This is a genomic window from Trichocoleus sp. Lan (genome assembly GCF_039961855.1).
Classification (GTDB): Bacteria; Cyanobacteriota; Cyanobacteriia; order Cyanobacteriales; family FACHB-T130; genus FACHB-T130.
Genome location: NZ_JAMPKA010000042.1, coordinates 1 through 17334, shown reverse-complemented (window position 1 = coordinate 17334; position 17334 = coordinate 1). Strand labels below are relative to the sequence as shown.

13 protein-coding genes and 31 tRNA genes are annotated in these 17334 nt (G+C 46.4%); 40 read left to right on the top strand and 4 right to left on the bottom strand.

All coding sequences use genetic code 11. The features are described from left to right. Positions 1 to 2 precede the first annotated feature (2 nt). Positions 3 to 191: a hypothetical protein gene (locus NDA03_RS25475; protein ID WP_348239511.1), complete on the bottom strand. Its 189-nt coding sequence runs from the start codon at positions 189 to 191 to the stop codon at positions 3 to 5. Between the two features lie 578 nt (positions 192 to 769). Between NDA03_RS25475 and NDA03_RS25470 the strand changes: the two genes are divergently transcribed. Then, positions 770 to 1642 carry a hypothetical protein gene (locus NDA03_RS25470; protein ID WP_348239510.1) on the top strand — a complete coding sequence of 291 codons (873 nt, stop codon included), beginning with the start codon at positions 770 to 772 and terminating at the stop codon, positions 1640 to 1642. Between the two features lie 154 nt (positions 1643 to 1796). Here NDA03_RS25470 and NDA03_RS25465 read toward each other — a convergent pair whose 3' ends face one another. Continuing rightward, positions 1797 to 2033, bottom strand: a complete 237-nt coding sequence (locus tag NDA03_RS25465; RefSeq protein WP_190412518.1) for a hypothetical protein — start codon at positions 2031 to 2033, stop codon at positions 1797 to 1799. A gap of 463 nt (positions 2034 to 2496) precedes the next feature. Here NDA03_RS25465 and NDA03_RS25460 point away from each other — a divergent pair, with 463 nt between their 5' ends. Next, entirely contained in the window at positions 2497 to 3729 is a 1233-nt protein-coding gene (locus NDA03_RS25460) for a DUF4336 domain-containing protein (protein ID WP_348239509.1), read from the top strand. A gap of 11 nt (positions 3730 to 3740) precedes the next feature. Beyond that, a complete protein-coding gene (locus tag NDA03_RS25455; RefSeq protein WP_348239508.1) occupies positions 3741 to 4256 on the top strand; it encodes a dihydrofolate reductase family protein in 516 nt (171 codons plus the stop codon). A gap of 72 nt (positions 4257 to 4328) precedes the next feature. Here NDA03_RS25455 and NDA03_RS25450 read toward each other — a convergent pair whose 3' ends face one another. Further along, complete coding sequence (locus tag NDA03_RS25450) at positions 4329 to 5660, bottom strand: GTPase (protein ID WP_348239507.1); 1332 nt, start codon at positions 5658 to 5660, stop codon at positions 4329 to 4331. 193 nt (positions 5661 to 5853) lie between these two features. Between NDA03_RS25450 and NDA03_RS25445 the strand changes: the two genes are divergently transcribed. From NDA03_RS25445 to NDA03_RS25330, 24 genes are all read left to right on the top strand, one after another. Beyond that, positions 5854 to 7428: a metallophosphoesterase gene (locus tag NDA03_RS25445; RefSeq protein ID WP_348239506.1), complete on the top strand. Its 1575-nt coding sequence runs from the start codon at positions 5854 to 5856 to the stop codon at positions 7426 to 7428. 324 nt (positions 7429 to 7752) lie between these two features. Then, the gene (locus tag NDA03_RS25440) at positions 7753 to 7953 is read left to right on the top strand and encodes a hypothetical protein (RefSeq protein ID WP_190412523.1); all 201 of its coding nucleotides are present in this window, start codon (positions 7753 to 7755) and stop codon (positions 7951 to 7953) included. 175 nt (positions 7954 to 8128) lie between these two features. Further along, positions 8129 to 8202 (top strand) — tRNA-Asp (locus tag NDA03_RS25435). 44 nt (positions 8203 to 8246) lie between these two features. After that, positions 8247 to 8319, top strand: a tRNA-Glu gene (locus tag NDA03_RS25430). Positions 8320 to 8375: 56 nt separating this feature from the next. Further along, positions 8376 to 8449: transfer RNA gene (locus NDA03_RS25425), tRNA-Cys, on the top strand. A 6-nt stretch (positions 8450 to 8455) separates the two neighbouring features. Next, positions 8456 to 8528, top strand: a tRNA-Lys gene (locus NDA03_RS25420). 22 nt (positions 8529 to 8550) lie between these two features. Then, positions 8551 to 8623, top strand: a tRNA-Met gene (locus NDA03_RS25415). Between the two features lie 109 nt (positions 8624 to 8732). Continuing rightward, a tRNA-Ser gene (locus tag NDA03_RS25410) sits at positions 8733 to 8816 on the top strand. A 12-nt stretch (positions 8817 to 8828) separates the two neighbouring features. Beyond that, positions 8829 to 8911, top strand: a tRNA-Tyr gene (locus NDA03_RS25405). Between the two features lie 31 nt (positions 8912 to 8942). Further along, positions 8943 to 9014 (top strand) — tRNA-Trp (locus tag NDA03_RS25400). An 8-nt stretch (positions 9015 to 9022) separates the two neighbouring features. Further along, positions 9023 to 9097 (top strand) — tRNA-Glu (locus NDA03_RS25395). A gap of 6 nt (positions 9098 to 9103) precedes the next feature. Further along, a tRNA-Arg gene (locus tag NDA03_RS25390) sits at positions 9104 to 9178 on the top strand. Between the two features lie 7 nt (positions 9179 to 9185). Continuing rightward, a tRNA-Ser gene (locus tag NDA03_RS25385) sits at positions 9186 to 9271 on the top strand. 9 nt (positions 9272 to 9280) lie between these two features. After that, positions 9281 to 9355 (top strand) — tRNA-Phe (locus tag NDA03_RS25380). A 7-nt stretch (positions 9356 to 9362) separates the two neighbouring features. Further along, positions 9363 to 9434: transfer RNA gene (locus NDA03_RS25375), tRNA-Asn, on the top strand. Between the two features lie 8 nt (positions 9435 to 9442). Further along, positions 9443 to 9514, top strand: a tRNA-Gln gene (locus NDA03_RS25370). 4 nt (positions 9515 to 9518) lie between these two features. Continuing rightward, positions 9519 to 9591, top strand: a tRNA-Gln gene (locus tag NDA03_RS25365). A 30-nt stretch (positions 9592 to 9621) separates the two neighbouring features. Next, a tRNA-Leu gene (locus tag NDA03_RS25360) sits at positions 9622 to 9697 on the top strand. Between the two features lie 9 nt (positions 9698 to 9706). After that, positions 9707 to 9782: transfer RNA gene (locus NDA03_RS25355), tRNA-Leu, on the top strand. Positions 9783 to 9786: 4 nt separating this feature from the next. Continuing rightward, positions 9787 to 9861, top strand: a tRNA-Pro gene (locus tag NDA03_RS25350). A gap of 117 nt (positions 9862 to 9978) precedes the next feature. Then, positions 9979 to 10053 (top strand) — tRNA-Leu (locus NDA03_RS25345). 92 nt (positions 10054 to 10145) lie between these two features. Beyond that, positions 10146 to 10217: transfer RNA gene (locus NDA03_RS25340), tRNA-Thr, on the top strand. Between the two features lie 132 nt (positions 10218 to 10349). After that, positions 10350 to 10421, top strand: a tRNA-Thr gene (locus NDA03_RS25335). Positions 10422 to 10602: 181 nt separating this feature from the next. Beyond that, positions 10603 to 11448 carry a TIGR02452 family protein gene (locus NDA03_RS25330; protein ID WP_348239505.1) on the top strand — a complete coding sequence of 282 codons (846 nt, stop codon included), beginning with the start codon at positions 10603 to 10605 and terminating at the stop codon, positions 11446 to 11448. Between the two features lie 56 nt (positions 11449 to 11504). Here NDA03_RS25330 and NDA03_RS25325 read toward each other — a convergent pair. Continuing rightward, positions 11505 to 12459 (bottom strand): IS630 family transposase gene (locus tag NDA03_RS25325; RefSeq protein WP_348239504.1). Its coding sequence is split into 2 segments (ribosomal slippage): positions 11505 to 12117 and positions 12116 to 12459, totalling 957 coding nucleotides; the frame shifts between segments, so codons are not numbered across the junction. 63 nt (positions 12460 to 12522) lie between these two features. Between NDA03_RS25325 and NDA03_RS25320 the strand changes: the two genes are divergently transcribed. The 13 genes from NDA03_RS25320 to NDA03_RS25260 all read left to right on the top strand — a co-directional run bounded on the left by NDA03_RS25320 (position 12523) and on the right by NDA03_RS25260 (position 17221). Next, positions 12523 to 12594 (top strand) — tRNA-Gly (locus NDA03_RS25320). 88 nt (positions 12595 to 12682) lie between these two features. Beyond that, a tRNA-Val gene (locus NDA03_RS25315) sits at positions 12683 to 12757 on the top strand. A gap of 9 nt (positions 12758 to 12766) precedes the next feature. After that, positions 12767 to 12839: transfer RNA gene (locus NDA03_RS25310), tRNA-Arg, on the top strand. 318 nt (positions 12840 to 13157) lie between these two features. Next, a tRNA-Ala gene (locus NDA03_RS25305) sits at positions 13158 to 13234 on the top strand. 6 nt (positions 13235 to 13240) lie between these two features. Further along, positions 13241 to 13313: transfer RNA gene (locus NDA03_RS25300), tRNA-Ala, on the top strand. A gap of 5 nt (positions 13314 to 13318) precedes the next feature. Continuing rightward, positions 13319 to 13392 (top strand) — tRNA-His (locus NDA03_RS25295). 7 nt (positions 13393 to 13399) lie between these two features. Beyond that, a tRNA-Ser gene (locus NDA03_RS25290) sits at positions 13400 to 13485 on the top strand. Between the two features lie 323 nt (positions 13486 to 13808). Then, a tRNA-Asn gene (locus tag NDA03_RS25285) sits at positions 13809 to 13907 on the top strand. A 165-nt stretch (positions 13908 to 14072) separates the two neighbouring features. Continuing rightward, positions 14073 to 14144: transfer RNA gene (locus NDA03_RS25280), tRNA-Asn, on the top strand. Positions 14145 to 14156: 12 nt separating this feature from the next. Continuing rightward, positions 14157 to 14228 (top strand) — tRNA-Lys (locus NDA03_RS25275). A gap of 367 nt (positions 14229 to 14595) precedes the next feature. Next, positions 14596 to 15543: a phosphotransferase gene (locus NDA03_RS25270; protein ID WP_348239503.1), complete on the top strand. Its 948-nt coding sequence runs from the start codon at positions 14596 to 14598 to the stop codon at positions 15541 to 15543. A gap of 355 nt (positions 15544 to 15898) precedes the next feature. Next, the gene (locus tag NDA03_RS25265; protein ID WP_190675862.1) at positions 15899 to 16630 is read left to right on the top strand and encodes an ATP-grasp domain-containing protein; all 732 of its coding nucleotides are present in this window, start codon (positions 15899 to 15901) and stop codon (positions 16628 to 16630) included. Positions 16631 to 17005: 375 nt separating this feature from the next. Continuing rightward, the gene (locus NDA03_RS25260) at positions 17006 to 17221 is read left to right on the top strand and encodes a hypothetical protein (RefSeq protein WP_348239502.1); all 216 of its coding nucleotides are present in this window, start codon (positions 17006 to 17008) and stop codon (positions 17219 to 17221) included. Positions 17222 to 17334 lie beyond the last annotated feature (113 nt).

Genomic DNA, 17334 nt, shown 5'->3' with positions numbered 1-17334 from the left:
AATCAACTAGAGGTAAAAACCAACGCCTCTATCTCGTCTTCCACTTCGCTAATCAGATCCTGCAATTGCCACCAATCATAAGATTCCCTCGGTATCTGCTTTTGTTGTTCCAAAAGCTCGGAAAGCTGTGCGTTTAGCCGCTTGAATTCAGCAGTAATCCATTGAATCTTCATTTGACGGGCATCGGTCATAACTCTGAATTCCCTTTACTGTGATTCTTCTTACAGGTTTGGATCGGTTAAACGGGAAAAATTACTCTAGTAACTAGACTATCTAAACAAGTCCACCCAAAATTGCTAATTTTCTGGATTCAAGGCAGACTCTAATCCTTTCCGGATAAGGTACGAGCTTGCCTAAACTCCCTTGAAAAAGGGAGAACATATTCTTGTTTTTAAAAAGGGTGGTGAGAATCTAGATTTCTCCCCGATACGCCTTGCAAAGAGAAAAAATAGCTTCTTTTTTCTAGCGATCGCATAGGCGTATGCACTCAGTCATCCCTGTGCCATGCGATCGCGCCCTTGGCAGAATTTGGGGGGATCTGTATGTGTAGCCTCACCAAAGGAGAAGAGGATTAGCCAAAAAACAGCAAATATTAATTTCTTTTTTCCGAACTAAAACCCTTGGTCTATATGGATTTTAGAACTTATTGGGAAAACATAGACTTTCTAGCGCTTCGGGAAACACAGAATTTAAAGTGAAGATATCCATTACTGACCCAAAAGCATAGTTATCAAGAATGCACTCACTCAATTTTGGAAAAAACTCAAACATGAAAAATTTGACCAAGACAATTGCATTCACTATTTGCTCTCTCTGGCTGGTGAGTTGTGGTAACTCGCTTCCCAATGCTTCTCAGCAAAATCAACCAAATAACGCCCCAGAAACGAAGGCGGATTCTTCTAATAAAGTTGAAACAGATAGCGAAGTTAAAGCTAATTCTTCTAATAAGACTCAAACAAATACCAAAATCAGCACTAATTCTTCTAATAAAGCTCAAACGAATATCGAAGTTAAACGCGATAAAAATAAGCAAATCTCAACCAAGCAGCCAACCATTGGTACCGTCACAAGCATGGTACAAGGCGACCTCAAATGCTACGTCACCCTAGTAGATGAAAACAGAATCGAGAGGAATGTGGGCGCATCATTTGAAGTCTGCGAACAAGAAAAAACTTTCTTAAATAAGAAAGTGCGTAACTCTTATGAAATACTCTCTGTTAATGATTGTGAAAGCATCGAACCTTGCGGCAAAAGCAAAAAAGAATCCCTCATCACTAAAATGGAGATTGTCGAGGATGGAAACTCTCAAGCTCCAACTGACTCACAAACTCTCAGTAATGGTGAGTGGACAATAACGGTTGGTAATGCAAAATCTTGGTCAGGAGTCAATGGAACGGGAAATCTTAGCTACCGTGGTTGTGATGCTAATGGAAAATGCATCAATTTAACTGGAGGTAAAATCACTTGTCGGGATGGAAGTTGCACCACAGGCTGGGCGAATGGGGATTATTTTTACATTCTTGAGACACCAATCAGCAGTCCCGATCAACCTGAAGAATCTAATTCTTCAACAACCTTAACAGTAAAGAAAGGATCTACGGTCATCCTGACAGCTACAGGATTGAAAGCCGTATCTCCCTGAGAATCCCAACACAAAGTCGAGTTACCAACTATGATTTCTAGCTTGACTTTCAAGGAAAAGAACGAAAGGTAAAAGTGCTAGTATGCCAAAGATTTGCCAAAGGCGTTGGCATACTAGCACGCTTTGCAGAAGGAAGGGATTGTGGGGGCGATTCTTAAATAATCGCGCTGATGATGAGCGCTACTACAAGTGCGTAACAAAAAATAGCTGTAGCGCGATCGCCAATTCTACGCCTAATGAGGAGTGTCTTTCGGGTTTGCCAAAACCAACTAGGTTTTGTGTAGGTGACAAAGACGAGAAAAATGGCTGTAACTAAGTAAATTGGGTTCATCTCAAGCCACACTCCGTTAGCCGTGACATATAGACGCGATCGCTCTTTAAAAAAAACCATCTCAAAGACTTCAACCGTAAAATCCCAAATTCCGGAGTTCTTGTGCAATCGCCCAGAAACCGCGTTCAGCCTTCAATAGCGTGTAGTCGCAATCCTAGCATTTGAGTGGTGAGCTAACCCTTCAGATACCCGACTCCGTAAGAGTTTTCGGGTATCTCGCCTTCAGGAATCATTTAGGGGCGCTAGAGTACAAATAAATTGTTGTTAGTGGCTACTGGCAAGGACGCGAACTGACTCTTTCAGCGCTAGGCTAACGCCTCGCTTCGCTATTTTCATGCCCAAAGAGCTGTACGCGATCGCTGCCAGTCTTCTACCATCCAAAATTTGAAATCTAAAATCTAAAATGGTATAAGCAGGCTGAGTTTTAACAAAAATGTAGTTTATTGTGACAACAATTTGCTACACTCCAACTTCTGAAGTTCAAATAAACACAGATTGAGCGAATGCGGAAGGGGGTCGTGAAGTGGCTGATGATGAACGCACACTAAACGAAGAACAGATTCATCTGAGGGACTTTTCCTGGTCTTTCTGGTTCACTTTGCCTCTCTATCCTTTTGGCAGTCGGCGGACTATTCGCAAAGAAGTTGTTCAGGATACAGTCTGGACTTTTGACCAGCTTCAGGGCATCTTCTACGTTGTCGTGCCGATTCGCATGACAGTCGTTAAGCTAGATGAAGGGGGTTTGCTCGTCTATGCGCCTGTTGCGCCGACTCCTGAGTGTATCCGGCTTGTCAAAGAATTGGTAGCAGAACACGGAGATGTCAAGTACATCATCCTACCCACGATTTCTGGACTAGAACATAAAGTCTTCGTGGGTCCCTTTGCTAGATGTTTTCCACTTGCACAGGTTTTTGTGGCTCCTTCTCAGTGGAGTTTCCCCGTCAATCTCCCCCTCAGTTGGCTGGGTTTGCCTTCCAAACGCACTCAGGTACTTCCACAAGAGAGCCGCACTACTCCCTTTGCCAACCAGTTTGACTACGCAATACTGGGTCCTATCTACCTGGGACCGGGTAAGTTTGCAGAAGTTGCATTTTTTCACAAGCGATCGCGCACGCTACTTGTAACCGACTCGGTAATTTCCATACCAGAAGATCCGCCGGCAATTGTCCAATTAGACCCCTATCCTTTGCTGTTCCATGCCAAGGAGCAAGCGTCTGATATCGTTGCCAACACTCAGGCAAATCGCCGGAAGGGATGGCAGCGCATCTCCCTATTTACTTTGTATTTCCAACCAGGCGTGCTAGAAGTACCGAAATGGGGTGATGTGTTTCGCAATGCTCTCAAAGCACCGGAACGTTCCAAAAAAGCTTATTTTGGTTTGTTTCCCTTCAGATGGAAGCCAGATTGGAAACGGTCGTTCGATGCGCTGCGAGGAGATGGTCGTCTGTTTGTGGCACCAATTCTACAGACTTTAATTCTCAACCGCGCACCGAAAGAAACTATCGAATGGGCAGATAAGGTAGCAAGTTGGGACTTTCAGCGAATTATTCCCTGCCATTTTGACTCGCCAATTCAAGCAGAACCGCATCAGTTTCGACAAGCATTCTCCTTCCTAGAAAAGCAGCCTTCTCAAAGTGCAGGATTGTTCAGCAATAGCACTTATCCCTTACCAGAGCAAGATTTTCATTTACTAAAGGTACTGGATAAAGGTTTGAATAAGCTTGGCATCGTACCACCAGCAAAGGAAAAGGTATAGGAAAAAGAGCAATGCGTAAAGTTATCCTGTTCATTGCATCCAGTTTAGACGGTTATATTGCGCGGCAGTCTGGCGACATTGACTGGTTATTTACAGACCAAGATTACGGCTATTCAGAATTCTTCGCCAGTGTTGATACTCTTCTGATGGGTAGGAAAACTTACGAGCAAGTGCTGACTTTCGGTGAGTATCCTTACAAAGGTGTAAAAAGCTATGTGTTTACAAAAAATCCTCTCTTTCCAGCAGATAGCAATGCTGAAGTTATCAGGGAAGACATCACGGAATTTGTAGAGCAATTGCGTCAGGTAGATGGAAAGAATATCTGGTTAGTTGGCGGATCTCAACTGACTCATGCCTTGATGAGTCAGAACCTAGTAGATGAGCTAATTCTTTCAATACATCCAACGATATTGGGTGAAGGAATTCCATTATTTGATAATGGAATAATTTCTCAATCTTTGAATCTTACTAAATGTCAAACTTATGATTCTGGTCTTGTGCAACTGTCTTATGATGTAGTGCATTAAAGTGAGTAAATGGCAATAGCAATCGATGCGCTGTTTCAATTCTTGCTGCAATGCAAATTGGCACAGGTTTTATCAACGCTTGATTCCTTTAAATCGTTCTTGCGCTGTTTTAAACGCTTCTTGCATCACAGACTGAATTTTCTGCGGATCGGGCTTTTTACCTCCCATTAAGTCACCGAAATAGACGCAGGCACCTTCGCCCAATGACCAGGTGTAGGCAGCTGCCCAGGAAGCAGCGATCGCGCTCCCAAAACCCGGTAAGAATTTAATTAACTCCCGTCCGACTGCCCGTGCTAAGAAACCACTGGCGATCGCGCTAACCACACCCCCCGCCTGCGATGGGCTCAGAGTTTGCCCGTACAATTTTCCTAACAAACCGACCATTGAGACTTGCAAGGCAGTTAGGACAGGCATGGTGGCAAATGGCAACGGTACCGCCTCGATCGCGGCTGCCATGATGGAAAATGCCAACATATAACGGCGTCCAACATCTCGGTAGAGGTTGCCAATTTGTTCGCTAGCGCCCTTATCTAATAATTGATAAATCGCCCGCGCTTCCGCTTCTGGCAGGAGGTCTGCCAAGGTATCTCGCAGCGCCTCTAAGCCATAAAATACCGGCGTGTAACCATCTTCTTCCAGGGTGAAGTCAATCATAACGGAGAGATCGCACACTCCGGCAAACGCTTGTTGAATGGCACCGAAAGCTCGGTTAACCTCCTCATAATCGGGTGGATAAGCGGGATGATCGTTAGTACCGGGAGGATAAACCTCATGCAAGCAGGTGACAGCTAGCAGACAGGGAATATCTGGATACTGCTGACGCAGCTGAGTCGTAATCTGTCGCAGTGTGTCGGTTGCAAAATCATTAATTTTGACCGTCAGAATCAGAATTCTGGCAGAACGGCTCTCCTGTTGCAAATCGCCAACCAACTCCTGAACGATCGCCTGAGTGTCCTGATTTACATCTCCCAGCCCGACCGTATCCGTAAAAATGAGTAACGGCACGTCGCTAGAAGGATAAGCATACCGTTGCGTGTGTTGCGTGTGCGGGCGAAATCCCTGACCGACAATCTCAGCAGAAACGCCCGTCAGCCCCCGCACAATCGAACTTTTTCCAGCTTGAGGTTTCCCAATCAACAAGGCTTCCGTAGTTGGGAGTTCGGCTCGAACCGTCTCCAAAATCTCTGCAACTCGGTCTTCGCTGACACTAAACCACCCAACAGTCTTTTGTGCCACTTGTTCTACAGGTAGCAGTTGCCTCAAGCGTGCGGTTGCGTCGTTCCAAACACCCGCAATGCGGTTTTTGGGAGAATCATTGACCGACTCAGTCGTCACAGCATCCTTTGGTTCGCTAGGTTGCTGAGAATCTATTGACGACGAATCAGCATCACGTTGCTCAGTCATAGAGATTAAAACGGCGGATAGATTCAGATTACATCGTGTCTATCTTCTAGACTACAAGCAAGCTACTCGTCGCTCTCGCCGATCGGAAAACTAATATAAACCGATAGAAGCCTTCTGCGGACGCAGGCAGGTACAATCAGCATGCAGTGGGACGAGCAACGAGGGCACAGAGAAATCTGGGAGTAAAGCAGCTATGCAATTTGTATCCGATCCACCGATCTCGGTCAAAATCCGTAAGATGAACGAACGAGTGCGATGGCTTGCACCGAGTCTTGTGGAACGAGGAATCGATCAAACCCGGATGGTTTTAGACGATGGCGCTTCTGACACTCCGGAGTTCTCATTTTTAGTCGTGGGAGATAGTGGCTCCGGCTCCTATCGAGGATACAACCCCCAACGACAAATCGCAGAACTCATGCTTGCCCACCGCGAACAGAGCCGTTTTGTGTTGCACACCGGCGACGTAATCTATCTGGTTGGCTCCAGCGAATACTACCTAAAAAACTTTATTTCTCCCTACCGAGAGTTTTTGGTAGGAGGCGATCGCCCGGAACGCATTGCCTACGATCAAATGGTCTTCAATATGCCGTTCTTGCCAGTGCCAGGGAACCACGATTACTATGACCTACCCTTTATCTATGGTTTAATCGCCCAGGCTTCGCTGCCCTTACGCCGCCTGCTGCGCTCCCAGTTAGATTTGGACATTGGCTGGCACGGTTCGGGTCAAGGGAATGCCTATGCACGAGCGTTTCTTGACTACCTCAAAGCGTTCAATAGCGACAGTGAACTGGCTCGTCATCTAGATCGTCATTACACTGCCAAGACGGATACAGGTCGCTGTCTTTCTTATCAACCGGGACGCTTCACCCGCTTACCTAACCGCTATTACACGTTTCGTAGCGGTGGGATTGATTTCTTTGCACTCGATTCAAATACTTTCAATGCGCCAATCCCCCTGCCAACGACTCAAGAGGGGGACGACTACCGTAGCGAATTGGAAAATCGTCGGTCTGACCTGGAACGGCAGAAACTTCAAATCATGGAAGCCTCAGCTCTACTGAGTTCCGGGCGACCCGAAGAGGCTGAACAGCTGGATGACAATCAAGCCAAACTAGAGCAAATCGACGAACTTTTGATTGACATCAACAAGCAACTGGCAGCCGACGAAACGACAGTCACTGATTTCGAGCAGCTGGACTGGTTGAGGCAAAGGCTGATTGAATCTTGGAATACCGCCGAGGTGCGCGGGCGGGTCATTTATTTCCACCATCCCCCCTATGTTACAGAGGCGACGAAGTGGCACCAGGCGCAAACTTTAGCAGTTCGTCAGCATCTCCGCCGGGTGTTAGATGCGGTGAAGCAAGCAGTCGGAAACCAGGCGGAGGGGCGTCCGCTGGTCGATCTGATTCTGAACGGTCACGCTCACTGCCTGGAATATCTCCAAACTGGCGATACCGGATACGGTGACTCCAATATCAATTGGATCGTTTGTGGTGGCAGCGGTCACAGTCTCCGCCGTCAGCGGTCTGAGGGAGCAGAATTGACGGAGGATTTTGGGGGAATCAAGGGCGGTGACACCCGCTTGGTGGCAAAATCGCTGCTTTTTGTCGGTCGTCATGGTCAGGGGTTGCAGAAGCGACGACCTTACTCATTTTTGCGAATTGATGTCTTTGACGGTCGCCCTCCGAAGTTCAAAGTCCGACCGTTTATCGCTGAGCGATCGCGGCGAGAGTGGAGTAATAGCGAGATTGAAGCGTTTTCAATCTAAGTTTTTGTAGGATAAGCGATCGCTCTAGGGTCAGTGACCCTCGATTTTGTCTTGCGTCAGTGCCATCCGCCAGGGAACCATCCACCAGGGGATGAGCGATCGCACATCCCATACTACAGCCTGCAATTCCTTATATATATAGATGGCTTGGCAAAATGTCAGGCATAAAACTTAAGCTCAGTCAGGAGTTTGGGTAGGTTTCCTGCATCCTTGCAAAATTCCCAAAATATTTTTCCCCAACCCCTTGACACTCTTTGTAGCATTTATGTAGTATAAATATATTGAAAGAGGGGAAGAGACAAAAACCTCTAACCCAAAAAAGTCATGATGTTACTTTACATCCAACGAATCAATAAAGGCTGGCATCCGCCAGAATCCTTTGAGGTGCAGCATCAGCCTACTTCCCAAAAATCTGAAGTAGATACTGAACAAGCGGATAATACACACCTCACTCAAACCAAAACTGCTGAATCTAGGCGTAATACCCAACAGGTTTATTACCTAGAAAGGCGATTATTTCTGTAAATATTTTCCATCTTTTTCTGAACCTTGAAAACTGAATAAGAAATCACCTATTTAACGATTGATACTGTGCATTTTTAATTAAGCACAGACATCTCAAGTGGGGGGATAGCCTAGCAAGCAATGCCCCCCACAGCCCGGAGATGTAACACGTTTGTAGCAAGATTGCTGAATTGATGAGGCTGTAACTCAGTTGCGTAGAGTGCTTGTCTGTCGAACAAGATGTCGCGGGTTCAAGTCCCGTCAGCCTCGTTCAGCAAATAGAGATAAAAATTCTTAATCTCATCTCGCTACAAGGTCCCATCGTCTAAGCGGCTAGGACACAGTGCTTTCAATACTGGAATACGGGTTCAAACCCCGTTGGGACTATGGGGCGATTTAGTATCTGTTTCTTCTTGCAGATTATAAATTGCCCAAATCGTCGAGGTCGAGTAGCCAAGTGGCTTAAGGCGTCTCTCTGCAAAAGAGAAATTCGTGGGTTCAAATCCCACCTCGACCTCTCAAAGGGAGTATAGCTCAATTGGCAGAGCAGGCGGCTCTTAACCGTATGGTTGCAGGTTCGAGTCCTGCTACTCCCACTGCCCTCAAGACTGCAATCGAGGGAGTATAGCTCAGGTGGTAGAGCAGCCTTCTCATAAGAGGCTCGTCGTAGGTTCAAGTCCTACTACTCCTACTCAAGCTCAAAGCCTCATCGTTTAGCGGTTTAGGACATCGCCCCCTCAAGGCAAGTACAAGGGTACCCTTCGAGAAGGCTTCGCCTACAAATCCCTTTGGGGCTATCTGGAGAGGTGGCTGAATGGTAAAAGCGCTTTTCTGCTAAAGAAGTTTGGGGCAACCCATTGCAGGTTCGAGTCCTGTCCTCTCCGCCTTTTTCATTTGGGTCGGCTCGCCTATTAGCGTGGGCAGTGGTCTGTAAAACCGCCGCTTTTATGCATTGCAGGTGCGAATCCTGCCCGACTCATTGGACTTTAGATTCAAAGTTCAAATCGTATGTGGGGATGGTGTAATTGGCAACATCTCGGTCTCCAAAACCGATGATCTGAGTTCAAATCTCAGTCCCCTCGCCTTTCATAGTGCTGTAGGCAAATGGCTTAAGCCACTTGAATTTCAATCAAGCGAATTGCGGGTTCAAATCTCGTCAGCACTACTTAATGAGAGCGTAGTTTAACTGGATAAAACCTCGGTCTACGAAACCGATGACGTGGGGGTTCGATTCCCTCCGCTCTCGTCAACTTGGAGAGGTGGTCGAGTGGCTTAAGGCGCAGACTTGGAAAGTCTGATTAGGTTTTACCTAACGCAGGTTCAAATCCTGTCCTCTCCGTTGAAACTTCCCCCGGTAGCTCAGTTGGTAGTTAGCGCCTGTTTGAAGCACAGGAGGTCGTCAGTTCGATTCTGACCTGGGGGGCTGTCATTGCCTTGTAGCTCAGTGGAAGAGCAGTCGCCTGTTAAGCGAACGGTCGTAGGTTCAATCCCTACCAGGGCAGCCTTTCATTGCCGAGTGGACGAATAGCAAGTCGCATAACTCTGAATTATGAAGTTGTAGGTGCGAATCCTACCTCGGCATTTATTGGGGAGTCGCCTAATGGCATGGCACCGCTCTTTGAAAGCGGAAAAATGCAGGTTCAAGCCCTGCCTCCCCAGTTCTGCCCCTGAGAGGGCAGCTTTCATCACGCTCCTGTAGCCCAATTGGAAGTAGGCGGCTGTCTCAAAAACAGTCTATGTGTGAGTTCGAGTCTCACCGGGAGCATCAAAACTCGCTCCTGTAGCCCAATTGGAAGTAGGCGGCTGTCTTAAAAACAGTCTATGTGTGGGTTCAAATCCCACCAGGAGCATTAACGGGGTGTGGCGCAGCTTGGCCAGCGCGGCAGCTTTGGGAGCTGAAGGTCGCAGGTTCAAATCCTGCCACCCCGATTTACCCCTGTGATGCAACAGGTAGACATACTTTGTTGAGTGCAAAGTTTATGCTGGTTCGATCCCAGCCAGGGGTATTGGGTGTTAAAGCCCGAATACGAATAGACCAATCATTTTGCCCCTGTAGCCCAATTGGCACGAGGCGCTTCGCTTAGAACGAAGAGGTTGCTGGTTCAAGTCCAGTCAGGGGCATTGGTGCGATGCGGGTGAAGTAGCCAGGGTAGGCTTGGAGGTCTCATAAGCCTCTTATCAGCAGGTTCAACTCCTGCCCCCGCCACCAAATTGCAGGCGTGGTGCAATGGCAAGCATAGAAGTTTCGTAATCTTCTGATGCGAGTTCGACTCTCGCCGCCTGCTTCAAGCAGATGTGGCGTAACCGGAAACATAAGGGCATGGTAAGCCCTTGATGTGTGTACCCTAGCCTTCGGTAACGGCTAACGCCGAACGGGAACGCTGACGCGAACAACCCCCGCCGTCTGCTTTCTGATTGCAGGTGTGGTGTTAATGGCAACACAGCAGCCTTGTAAACTGCCTATGCGAGTTCGAGTCTCGCCATCTGCTTGGGTGTGGCTATGCTAACAGTCTATTTTTTGAGTTTAAAGAGGAGGGAAATATGACAACGATGACGGTTACAGATGCTTTAGCTCACTTCTTCTCTATATCTTGTTGAACTGAATGGCATGGCTAAAATGCAGAGGCTAATCGTCTGTTAATTTTGTGCTAACGAATTAGAGCAGAAATCATGAGGCGGATTGCGATCGCTCAAGACACGCTAGAAATTCTCGAAGCAGGCTACTACTACTCCCCTGAAGGTAACCGGGTCGATATTGGTCAAGGATTGGTATCCTGTCTTGCTCAGACAAAATACTACGAACCCGATACCCTCTCAACTATCAAACAAAACGTTCTCTCTAGCTCTCCTCAATTCTCAAATATAGAATTTGAGGTTAGGAATGAGACAACTCTGATGGGAGCAGAACGCATAACGCAATCGCAAAACTTTCAAAAAATTGCCGTTCTCAATTTTGCTTCTGCTAAAAACCCTGGAGGTGGATTTCTCAAAGGCGCTCAAGCCCAAGAAGAGAGTCTGGCGCGTAGTTCGGCACTTTATAAAAGCCTGTTAAAATGCCCCGAATACTACGATTACCATCGTTCTCAGAGATCGCTCCTATACTCCGATCGCATCATCTACTCACCCGGTTGTCCAATCTTCCGAAAAGATGATGGAACGCTTTTGGAGAAACCTTATCTGGTTGATTTCATAACAAGTCCGGCTCCTAATGCTGGTGCCATTTGGAGAAACCAACCCAAGGACGCTGAAAAAATACCCAAAGTTCTGTATAGTCGCGGTGCAAAATTGTTAAGTTTAGCTGTCTATCATGATTGCGATGCACTGGTTCTAGGTGCTTGGGGATGTGGGGTATTTAAAAATGAGCCATCGATGGTTTCCCAAATGTTTGCAGATTTCTTATTACCCAACGGTCAATTTGGGGGGAGATTCAAAAGCGTTCTATTTTCTGTACTTGACTCTTCTAAAGAAAGCAGAATATTTGGAGAATTTCAAAGTCGATTTTCATCAGAAAAATAGGATTCTCTCACAACTAGAATCAACGCCTCAAGCAGTTTCAGATTTTATAGCGTTTCTCAAATAGGTGAGATACAGTAGCAGGAGTGAGCAAACCAATTACGAATGTCTTTAAGAGAGACTTGACTAAAAGCCTCACTAATCGCTAAATCTAGAGCCTTATAGGTTCTTGCCCCTAGGGAACGAAGCGTGTTTTTGACTTTTGACCAAAAGTTTTCAATCGGGTTAAGATCAGGAGAGTAAGGTGGGAGATAAATCAATTTTGCTCCAGCTTCTCTCAGGGCTTGTTCAATTTCTTGCCCTTTGGGAATAGTACTATTATCCCAGACTATAGTTGCTCCTTTCCAGAGATTAGGAACGAGTTTTTGGAGAACAAAGGCTTCAAAAGTTAAGCCGTCGGTTGCTCCTAAAATATTGATTGATGCGACGATTCCCTTGAGCGCGATCGCTCCAATCATCGAGACATTTTTGCCTCGTTTTTGAGGGCGAGTACCATAAGCTCTTTGACCCCGAAGCGCACGGGCATATAATCTAACTAAAGCTAAGTTAACTCCGGCTTCATCCAGGAAAATCAGGTCTTCTACGGGAACATCCCGAATCTTTGACCAGAAATCTACTCTCATGTTTTGCACTCTTTGAGTATCTTTTTCCTTAGCGTGTAGAGTTTTTTTTTACTGTTAGTTTGAGTCTTTGGCTCATTCGTCCCATCGTGGCACGGCTAATAGTAATATCCGTCTTTGCCTTCAGCAGGGAACACAGTTCCTCTAGGGTGGCATCATTATTGTCTTCAATTAAATTTGCCAGCACCTCCAATTTATCTGGAGTTAATTTGAGCTTCACTCCCCCATTGAAAGGTTTTGGCGATATTTCTTGGGTTTGACGATATTGCTTGAGTAACTTGGCGATAAAACTGAGAGCGACACCGAACCGTCGAGCTAATTGACGTTGAGAAATTTCCTCCCTTTGGTAAACCTCAATGATCTTTTGCCGTAAATCAATTGAATATGCTTTCATCTCGAATTCGCCTGCTCAATGCTGGTGAGTGTATCTCATCTATTTGAGAAACGCTATAGATATGCGGATATGGTGCAATGGCTAGCACATTAGCCTTCCAAGTTTATGATACGGGTTCGAGTCCCGTTGTCCGCTCTGTTAAATATGCGGGTGTGATGTAGCGGCTAGCATCTGAGTGCGCCACACTCAGCGCATGGGTTCAAATCCCATCACTCGCTTTCGTAGTCCTGTAGCTCAATGGTGGAGCGTTTGCCTTACAAGCAAGGGGTTGCGGGTTCAAATCCTGCCAGGACTACCAATTTAGATTGCCTCCATAGCTCAGGGGAAAGAGCAGCACTCTTCTAAAGTGATTGTCCTAGGTTCAAATCCTAGTGGAGGCGCTGGTTTAACGCTTCTTAATTTAAGGAGGTGAATTAAGTTGGTTTGTTGATATTTTGCAATTACGGCGATCGCATCTTGCGTGACCCAATTTTTAGAGCCTACATACTTTAGTACGAGAGGAAAAGTAACGCTGTTCAATCACAGCGGGCGTTTGAGAACGAGGAGTGCGAAGAACCCGGCAGGTTTGCTTCAAGGTAGCCATCCTTTAAAGAGTGTGTAACAACTCATCGGCGGAGTCCCTCTAGTAACTGAGAAAACGCAAAATGCTCTGATAACTTGCACGCGAGAATGCGATCGCATTCAACAACACAAAATACGGGTCTGTAGCTCAATTGGTAGAGCGTCTACCTTGCAAGTAGAAAGATGTCAGTTCGATTCTGACCAGTATCCACCAAATTTAGGGGTCATAGCTCAATTGGTAGAGCGCTTGTTTTGCACGCAAGAGGTCAGGAGTTCGATTCTCCTTGACTCCATCATGGTGTCTGAAGCCAAAGCGGTAGCGGCGCTGGTTTGTGGAACCAGTCATAGCGGGTTCGATTCCCGTCAGATACCCTTGAATGGAAGCTGCTGCCAAGAGGACGGCAACCTGTCTCGAACACAGGAGTGCAGTGAATAACTGTAGGGGTTCGACTCCTCCAGCTTCCGTTATTCAACTCGGAAGATGCCGCCGAATGGACGGCAAGCGGCCTTGAAAACCGTGGTACGGCAGTGATGTCGTAGAGGTTCGATTCCTCCATCTTCCTTTGTCCACTGGAGGCTGAAAAGCGAAGCACCGTGCTGATAACGCGGCTATAGAAGGGGCAGTACCTTCCCAGTGGATTTCCCTCTGCCAACGGAATAGGATCTGGTGCTACGAACGCCGGACTTGATGGTTCGACTCCATCCAGAGGGGTTTCCCTTGCCTGTGGGATGCAGACCTAGCCCTCCGAAGGCTGGCGACCAAGTTCGACTCTTGGGTGAGGGGTTATTCCGGGATAACTCAAGTGGTAGACTCCGTAGCTGTTAACTACGGCGTTGTAGGTACTCTCCCTTGAAGGCTGTGCCTACGAGTCCTACTCCCGGAGCCAATTTTTACCCGTGTCCTAACAGATAAAGCATACACACTCGGCTATTAACCGACAAAACCAAATGCTTTTTCGACTTGCACGGGGTAACTTTTCCCTTACCTGCGGGATGCAGACCTGTTCCTCCTAAGAATGGTAGCCAAGTTCGACTCTTGGGTAAGGGGTTAATGCCAGATAGCTCAATGGCGGAGCATCCGACTGTTAATCGGAGGGTTGTGGGTTCGACCCCCACTCTGGCAGTTTCATTTGTGCGGGTGGTTGGCATATCGGCTGTGCAGCTGGCTTTTAACCAGCACCAGATAGGTTCAACTCCTATACCACCCATTATTTCCACTGGAGACCGAAAAGTGAGGTGCAATGCTTACAACATTGCTGTAGGAGGGGTAGTACCTCCCCGATGGACTAACTGATATAGATTTTGGTGTTGAGTTTTAGGTTCAAGACGGCTGACACAGGTTTCTCAGAGCTGCTGATTATTCATTAGCTACTCTAGTCAGAGTATCCTTTTGGAATAGCAACCAAGATGACACTCAGCATCAAGCTAGACCCTGAAGTAAAAAAGCAACGGTCGGAGATAGCTAAACAGCAAAACACCAGTCTCAATAGGCTGGTACTGAGGTACATATACTAACGATGGGAATTTGTCTGTTTCATTCCAGTCGATTCATTGGATCATGAACAACCATAGACGATGAACAACAAAACGTTTTTACAGCTTGCAATTGAAGCACTTCGTAACTATGGTTTAGAAAATGCTCAGCTAACGCGCTTAGGCGGAGCAAGTAACACTAACTTTAAAGTAGATGCTGACGATAAATCCTATGTGCTACGTCTGCACACATCTGCATGTCATGATCGAGTTGCTATATCTTCAGAACTAGCTTGGTTAAGCAGTTTGCAAAGCGACACGACCTTGGTACTCCCTAAACCTATTGTTAATTTAAACGGAGAGCTAGTCACAGGTGTACCTGCTGATAGCAAGCCAGAAACGCTGTGTACGCTCATAGGCTGGGTAGAAGGGAAAATTTCACCTATTGTGGACATTTTGACCGATGATCAGCTTTCAAAAGTAGGCTCTCTGATGGCACAACTTCACATACACTCGCAACAGTTTGAGCTACCTGAAGGCTTCAAACGCCAAACGTTTGATGAAGCCCATTTTAGTGGGCGTTTAGAGGTGTTGTATACGGCTTTAAGCAACACCGAATTAGATAAAAGTGACCTGAACAGTTTGAAGGTCAATGCCAGCCATATAATCGCTCATTTTGCTCAACTGCAACGCAAGCAAGACAGTTTTGGTGTTATTCATGCCGACTTTCATTCGGGTAACTACTTACTCTGTGACCAAAAGGTTTGCATCATTGACTTTGACCGTTGTGGTTTCGGCTTTTACCTTTATGACCTCGCTTTAGCGCTTATGGAACTTGAGGAGCAACAACGGAAAGCCTTTTTACAGGGTTACGAAACCGTCAAACCATTGCCTGCTGATTACACAAACCTCAAGCAGGTGTTCCTGTGCTTGGCTTACCTCGATAATCTCGGCTTTCTTGTTGCCAATCCTGAGGAGCTAGCGTTTGTCGTGGGAGAATTGCCGTTTGCCGTTGAAGCATTCCGTAATGCAGTCGAGACAGTGCCTTAACAACATATTGGAGCAGATTGACAAAAGATCCTGGTGCAATGCGATCGCTCATCGCCATAGCTTGAGTTAACGCAAGGAAACCCAACATATACTTCTGCTTTGCATATCCGTCAAGATGAGGTTTGCTATTAGCGTTCCTAGGATGCGATCGCTATCAGCTTGTCATGTGGGATAGAAAGATGGCAGTAATCGTATTTATGGATATGTGCTGAGGACGCTACTTCATTACATGAAGCACTGGAAGCCAAGAAGTGAGGCACTGTGCTGATAAGGCAGAGGTAGGAGGGGCAGTACCTCCCCGGTGGCTTGCTTATAATTAGAAATTGCCTGCTAGCATTTAAAGACTTTGTAACTGATGCCAACTCTGATTTTGACTCCACGCTACACTGACGATTCTCAGGCTTTATGGCGTGCAGCTAATCGTCTGGGTTGGCGAGTCGAGCGACTAATGAACTGGCGGCTACCTGATGAATTAAAACTTGTACCCGAACCAGTCTTGTATGTGGAAGCGTTGATGACAGAGATGATAGCGGAGCAACTTGGACTTCACTTACTTGACGCACCAGATGATTGGCTACCCAATTTACCTGAAGAATATCGGAAGCGTTGGGTTTATCTCAGTACCCTCGGTGAAGCACGGAGCATAGAAAAAGCAGCTTTTATCAAACCGCCAAACGACAAAAGTTTCCCTGCCCGCGTTTATCAAGGTAAGGAATTGCCAAGCGATTATCCCGATGAGATGCCAGTGCTAATAGCGGAAATTGTGGAGTGGAAAAAGGAGTTTCGTTGTTTTATTTTGAATCGCTCTCTGAAAACATTCTCAGTCTATCTCCGCGATGGAGAGTTACAGCGAGAGAATGATTTTGTACATACTGAAGAGGAAGAGTGCGAGGTTCGGGAGTTCATCGAAACTCTACTATCAGATGAACAGGTAGAGATTATTCAGGCAACAGTAATTGACGTAGGTATGATTCAAGGAAGAGGATGGGCAGTTGTTGAACAAAATGCAGCATGGGGAGCAGGTTTGTATGGTTGCGATCCCATTGAGGTTTTAGAAGTGCTGCGGTATGCTGTTGTTGCCGCATAACATATGGTCAAGCTGCGCGTCTCACGATATTTGTAAAATGAGCAGTCAGGAAATCAACTAATAAGTTAGGTACCGGAGCGAAGGAAGTTTCACTTTGAAAACCGAATGCTCTAAAGACGTTCATCGGTTCCAGTTTCCCTTCCCCATAAGCGTGTTAAACCTCTTCGTGCAGTTGAATAAATAGTTATACCGTTAAGCTATTGGTAAGGATAATACTTGAGAATCCTATACCAGAACACAGCATCAGGCTATTCCCTTATTTATGGATTGCATCGCCACTCTCCTTTTAGTGCAATCAAGTCACCTCGTAGACTAGATTGAGTTATAAAACCAGCAATCCCAGGCTTTTGAATGCCTAACAAACGCTTAGACTAGATGGACGTGGGATATCTGATGCTCTTTGAGTTGCGAGAAGCGACAACAGTTTCTCAACAAACACGCGATCGCGCCCACATGATTCGACTTTACGATGACTGTTCTTTGACACCTCGGCAGCGTTACAGTCTGGACACTTCATTTCGGAAAAGGGGTGGACACGTTAATTGTTCCATTGTGCCTGGAAAAGCATTCCTCTTTGAGCAACGTCTATAATAGACCTCCTGCATGAATGGTCAAGTAGTGTGCCAGTTCATAATCGAGATTGCACAATAAGGGAGTAGATCAGCATCAAGACACTGGGGAGTTGGTATGCCGTATACGGAGCT

Bases quoted from the DNA above. Each gene is read 5' to 3' on its own strand.
- NDA03_RS25475 (WP_348239511.1), bottom strand. From the start codon at position 191: ATGACCGATGCCCGTCAAATGAAGATTCAATGGATTACTGCTGAATTC.
- NDA03_RS25470 (WP_348239510.1), top strand. From the start codon at position 770: ATGAAAAATTTGACCAAGACAATTGCATTCACTATTTGCTCTCTCTGG.
- NDA03_RS25465 (WP_190412518.1), bottom strand. From the start codon at position 2,033: ATGGTTTTTTTTAAAGAGCGATCGCGTCTATATGTCACGGCTAACGGA.
- NDA03_RS25455 (WP_348239508.1), top strand. From the start codon at position 3,741: ATGCGTAAAGTTATCCTGTTCATTGCATCCAGTTTAGACGGTTATATT.
- NDA03_RS25450 (WP_348239507.1), bottom strand. From the start codon at position 5,660: ATGACTGAGCAACGTGATGCTGATTCGTCGTCAATAGATTCTCAGCAA.
- NDA03_RS25445 (WP_348239506.1), top strand. From the start codon at position 5,854: ATGCAATTTGTATCCGATCCACCGATCTCGGTCAAAATCCGTAAGATG.
- NDA03_RS25440 (WP_190412523.1), top strand. From the start codon at position 7,753: ATGATGTTACTTTACATCCAACGAATCAATAAAGGCTGGCATCCGCCA.
- NDA03_RS25330 (WP_348239505.1), top strand. From the start codon at position 10,603: ATGAGGCGGATTGCGATCGCTCAAGACACGCTAGAAATTCTCGAAGCA.
- NDA03_RS25270 (WP_348239503.1), top strand. From the start codon at position 14,596: ATGAACAACAAAACGTTTTTACAGCTTGCAATTGAAGCACTTCGTAAC.
- NDA03_RS25265 (WP_190675862.1), top strand. From the start codon at position 15,899: ATGCCAACTCTGATTTTGACTCCACGCTACACTGACGATTCTCAGGCT.
- NDA03_RS25260 (WP_348239502.1), top strand. From the start codon at position 17,006: ATGGACGTGGGATATCTGATGCTCTTTGAGTTGCGAGAAGCGACAACA.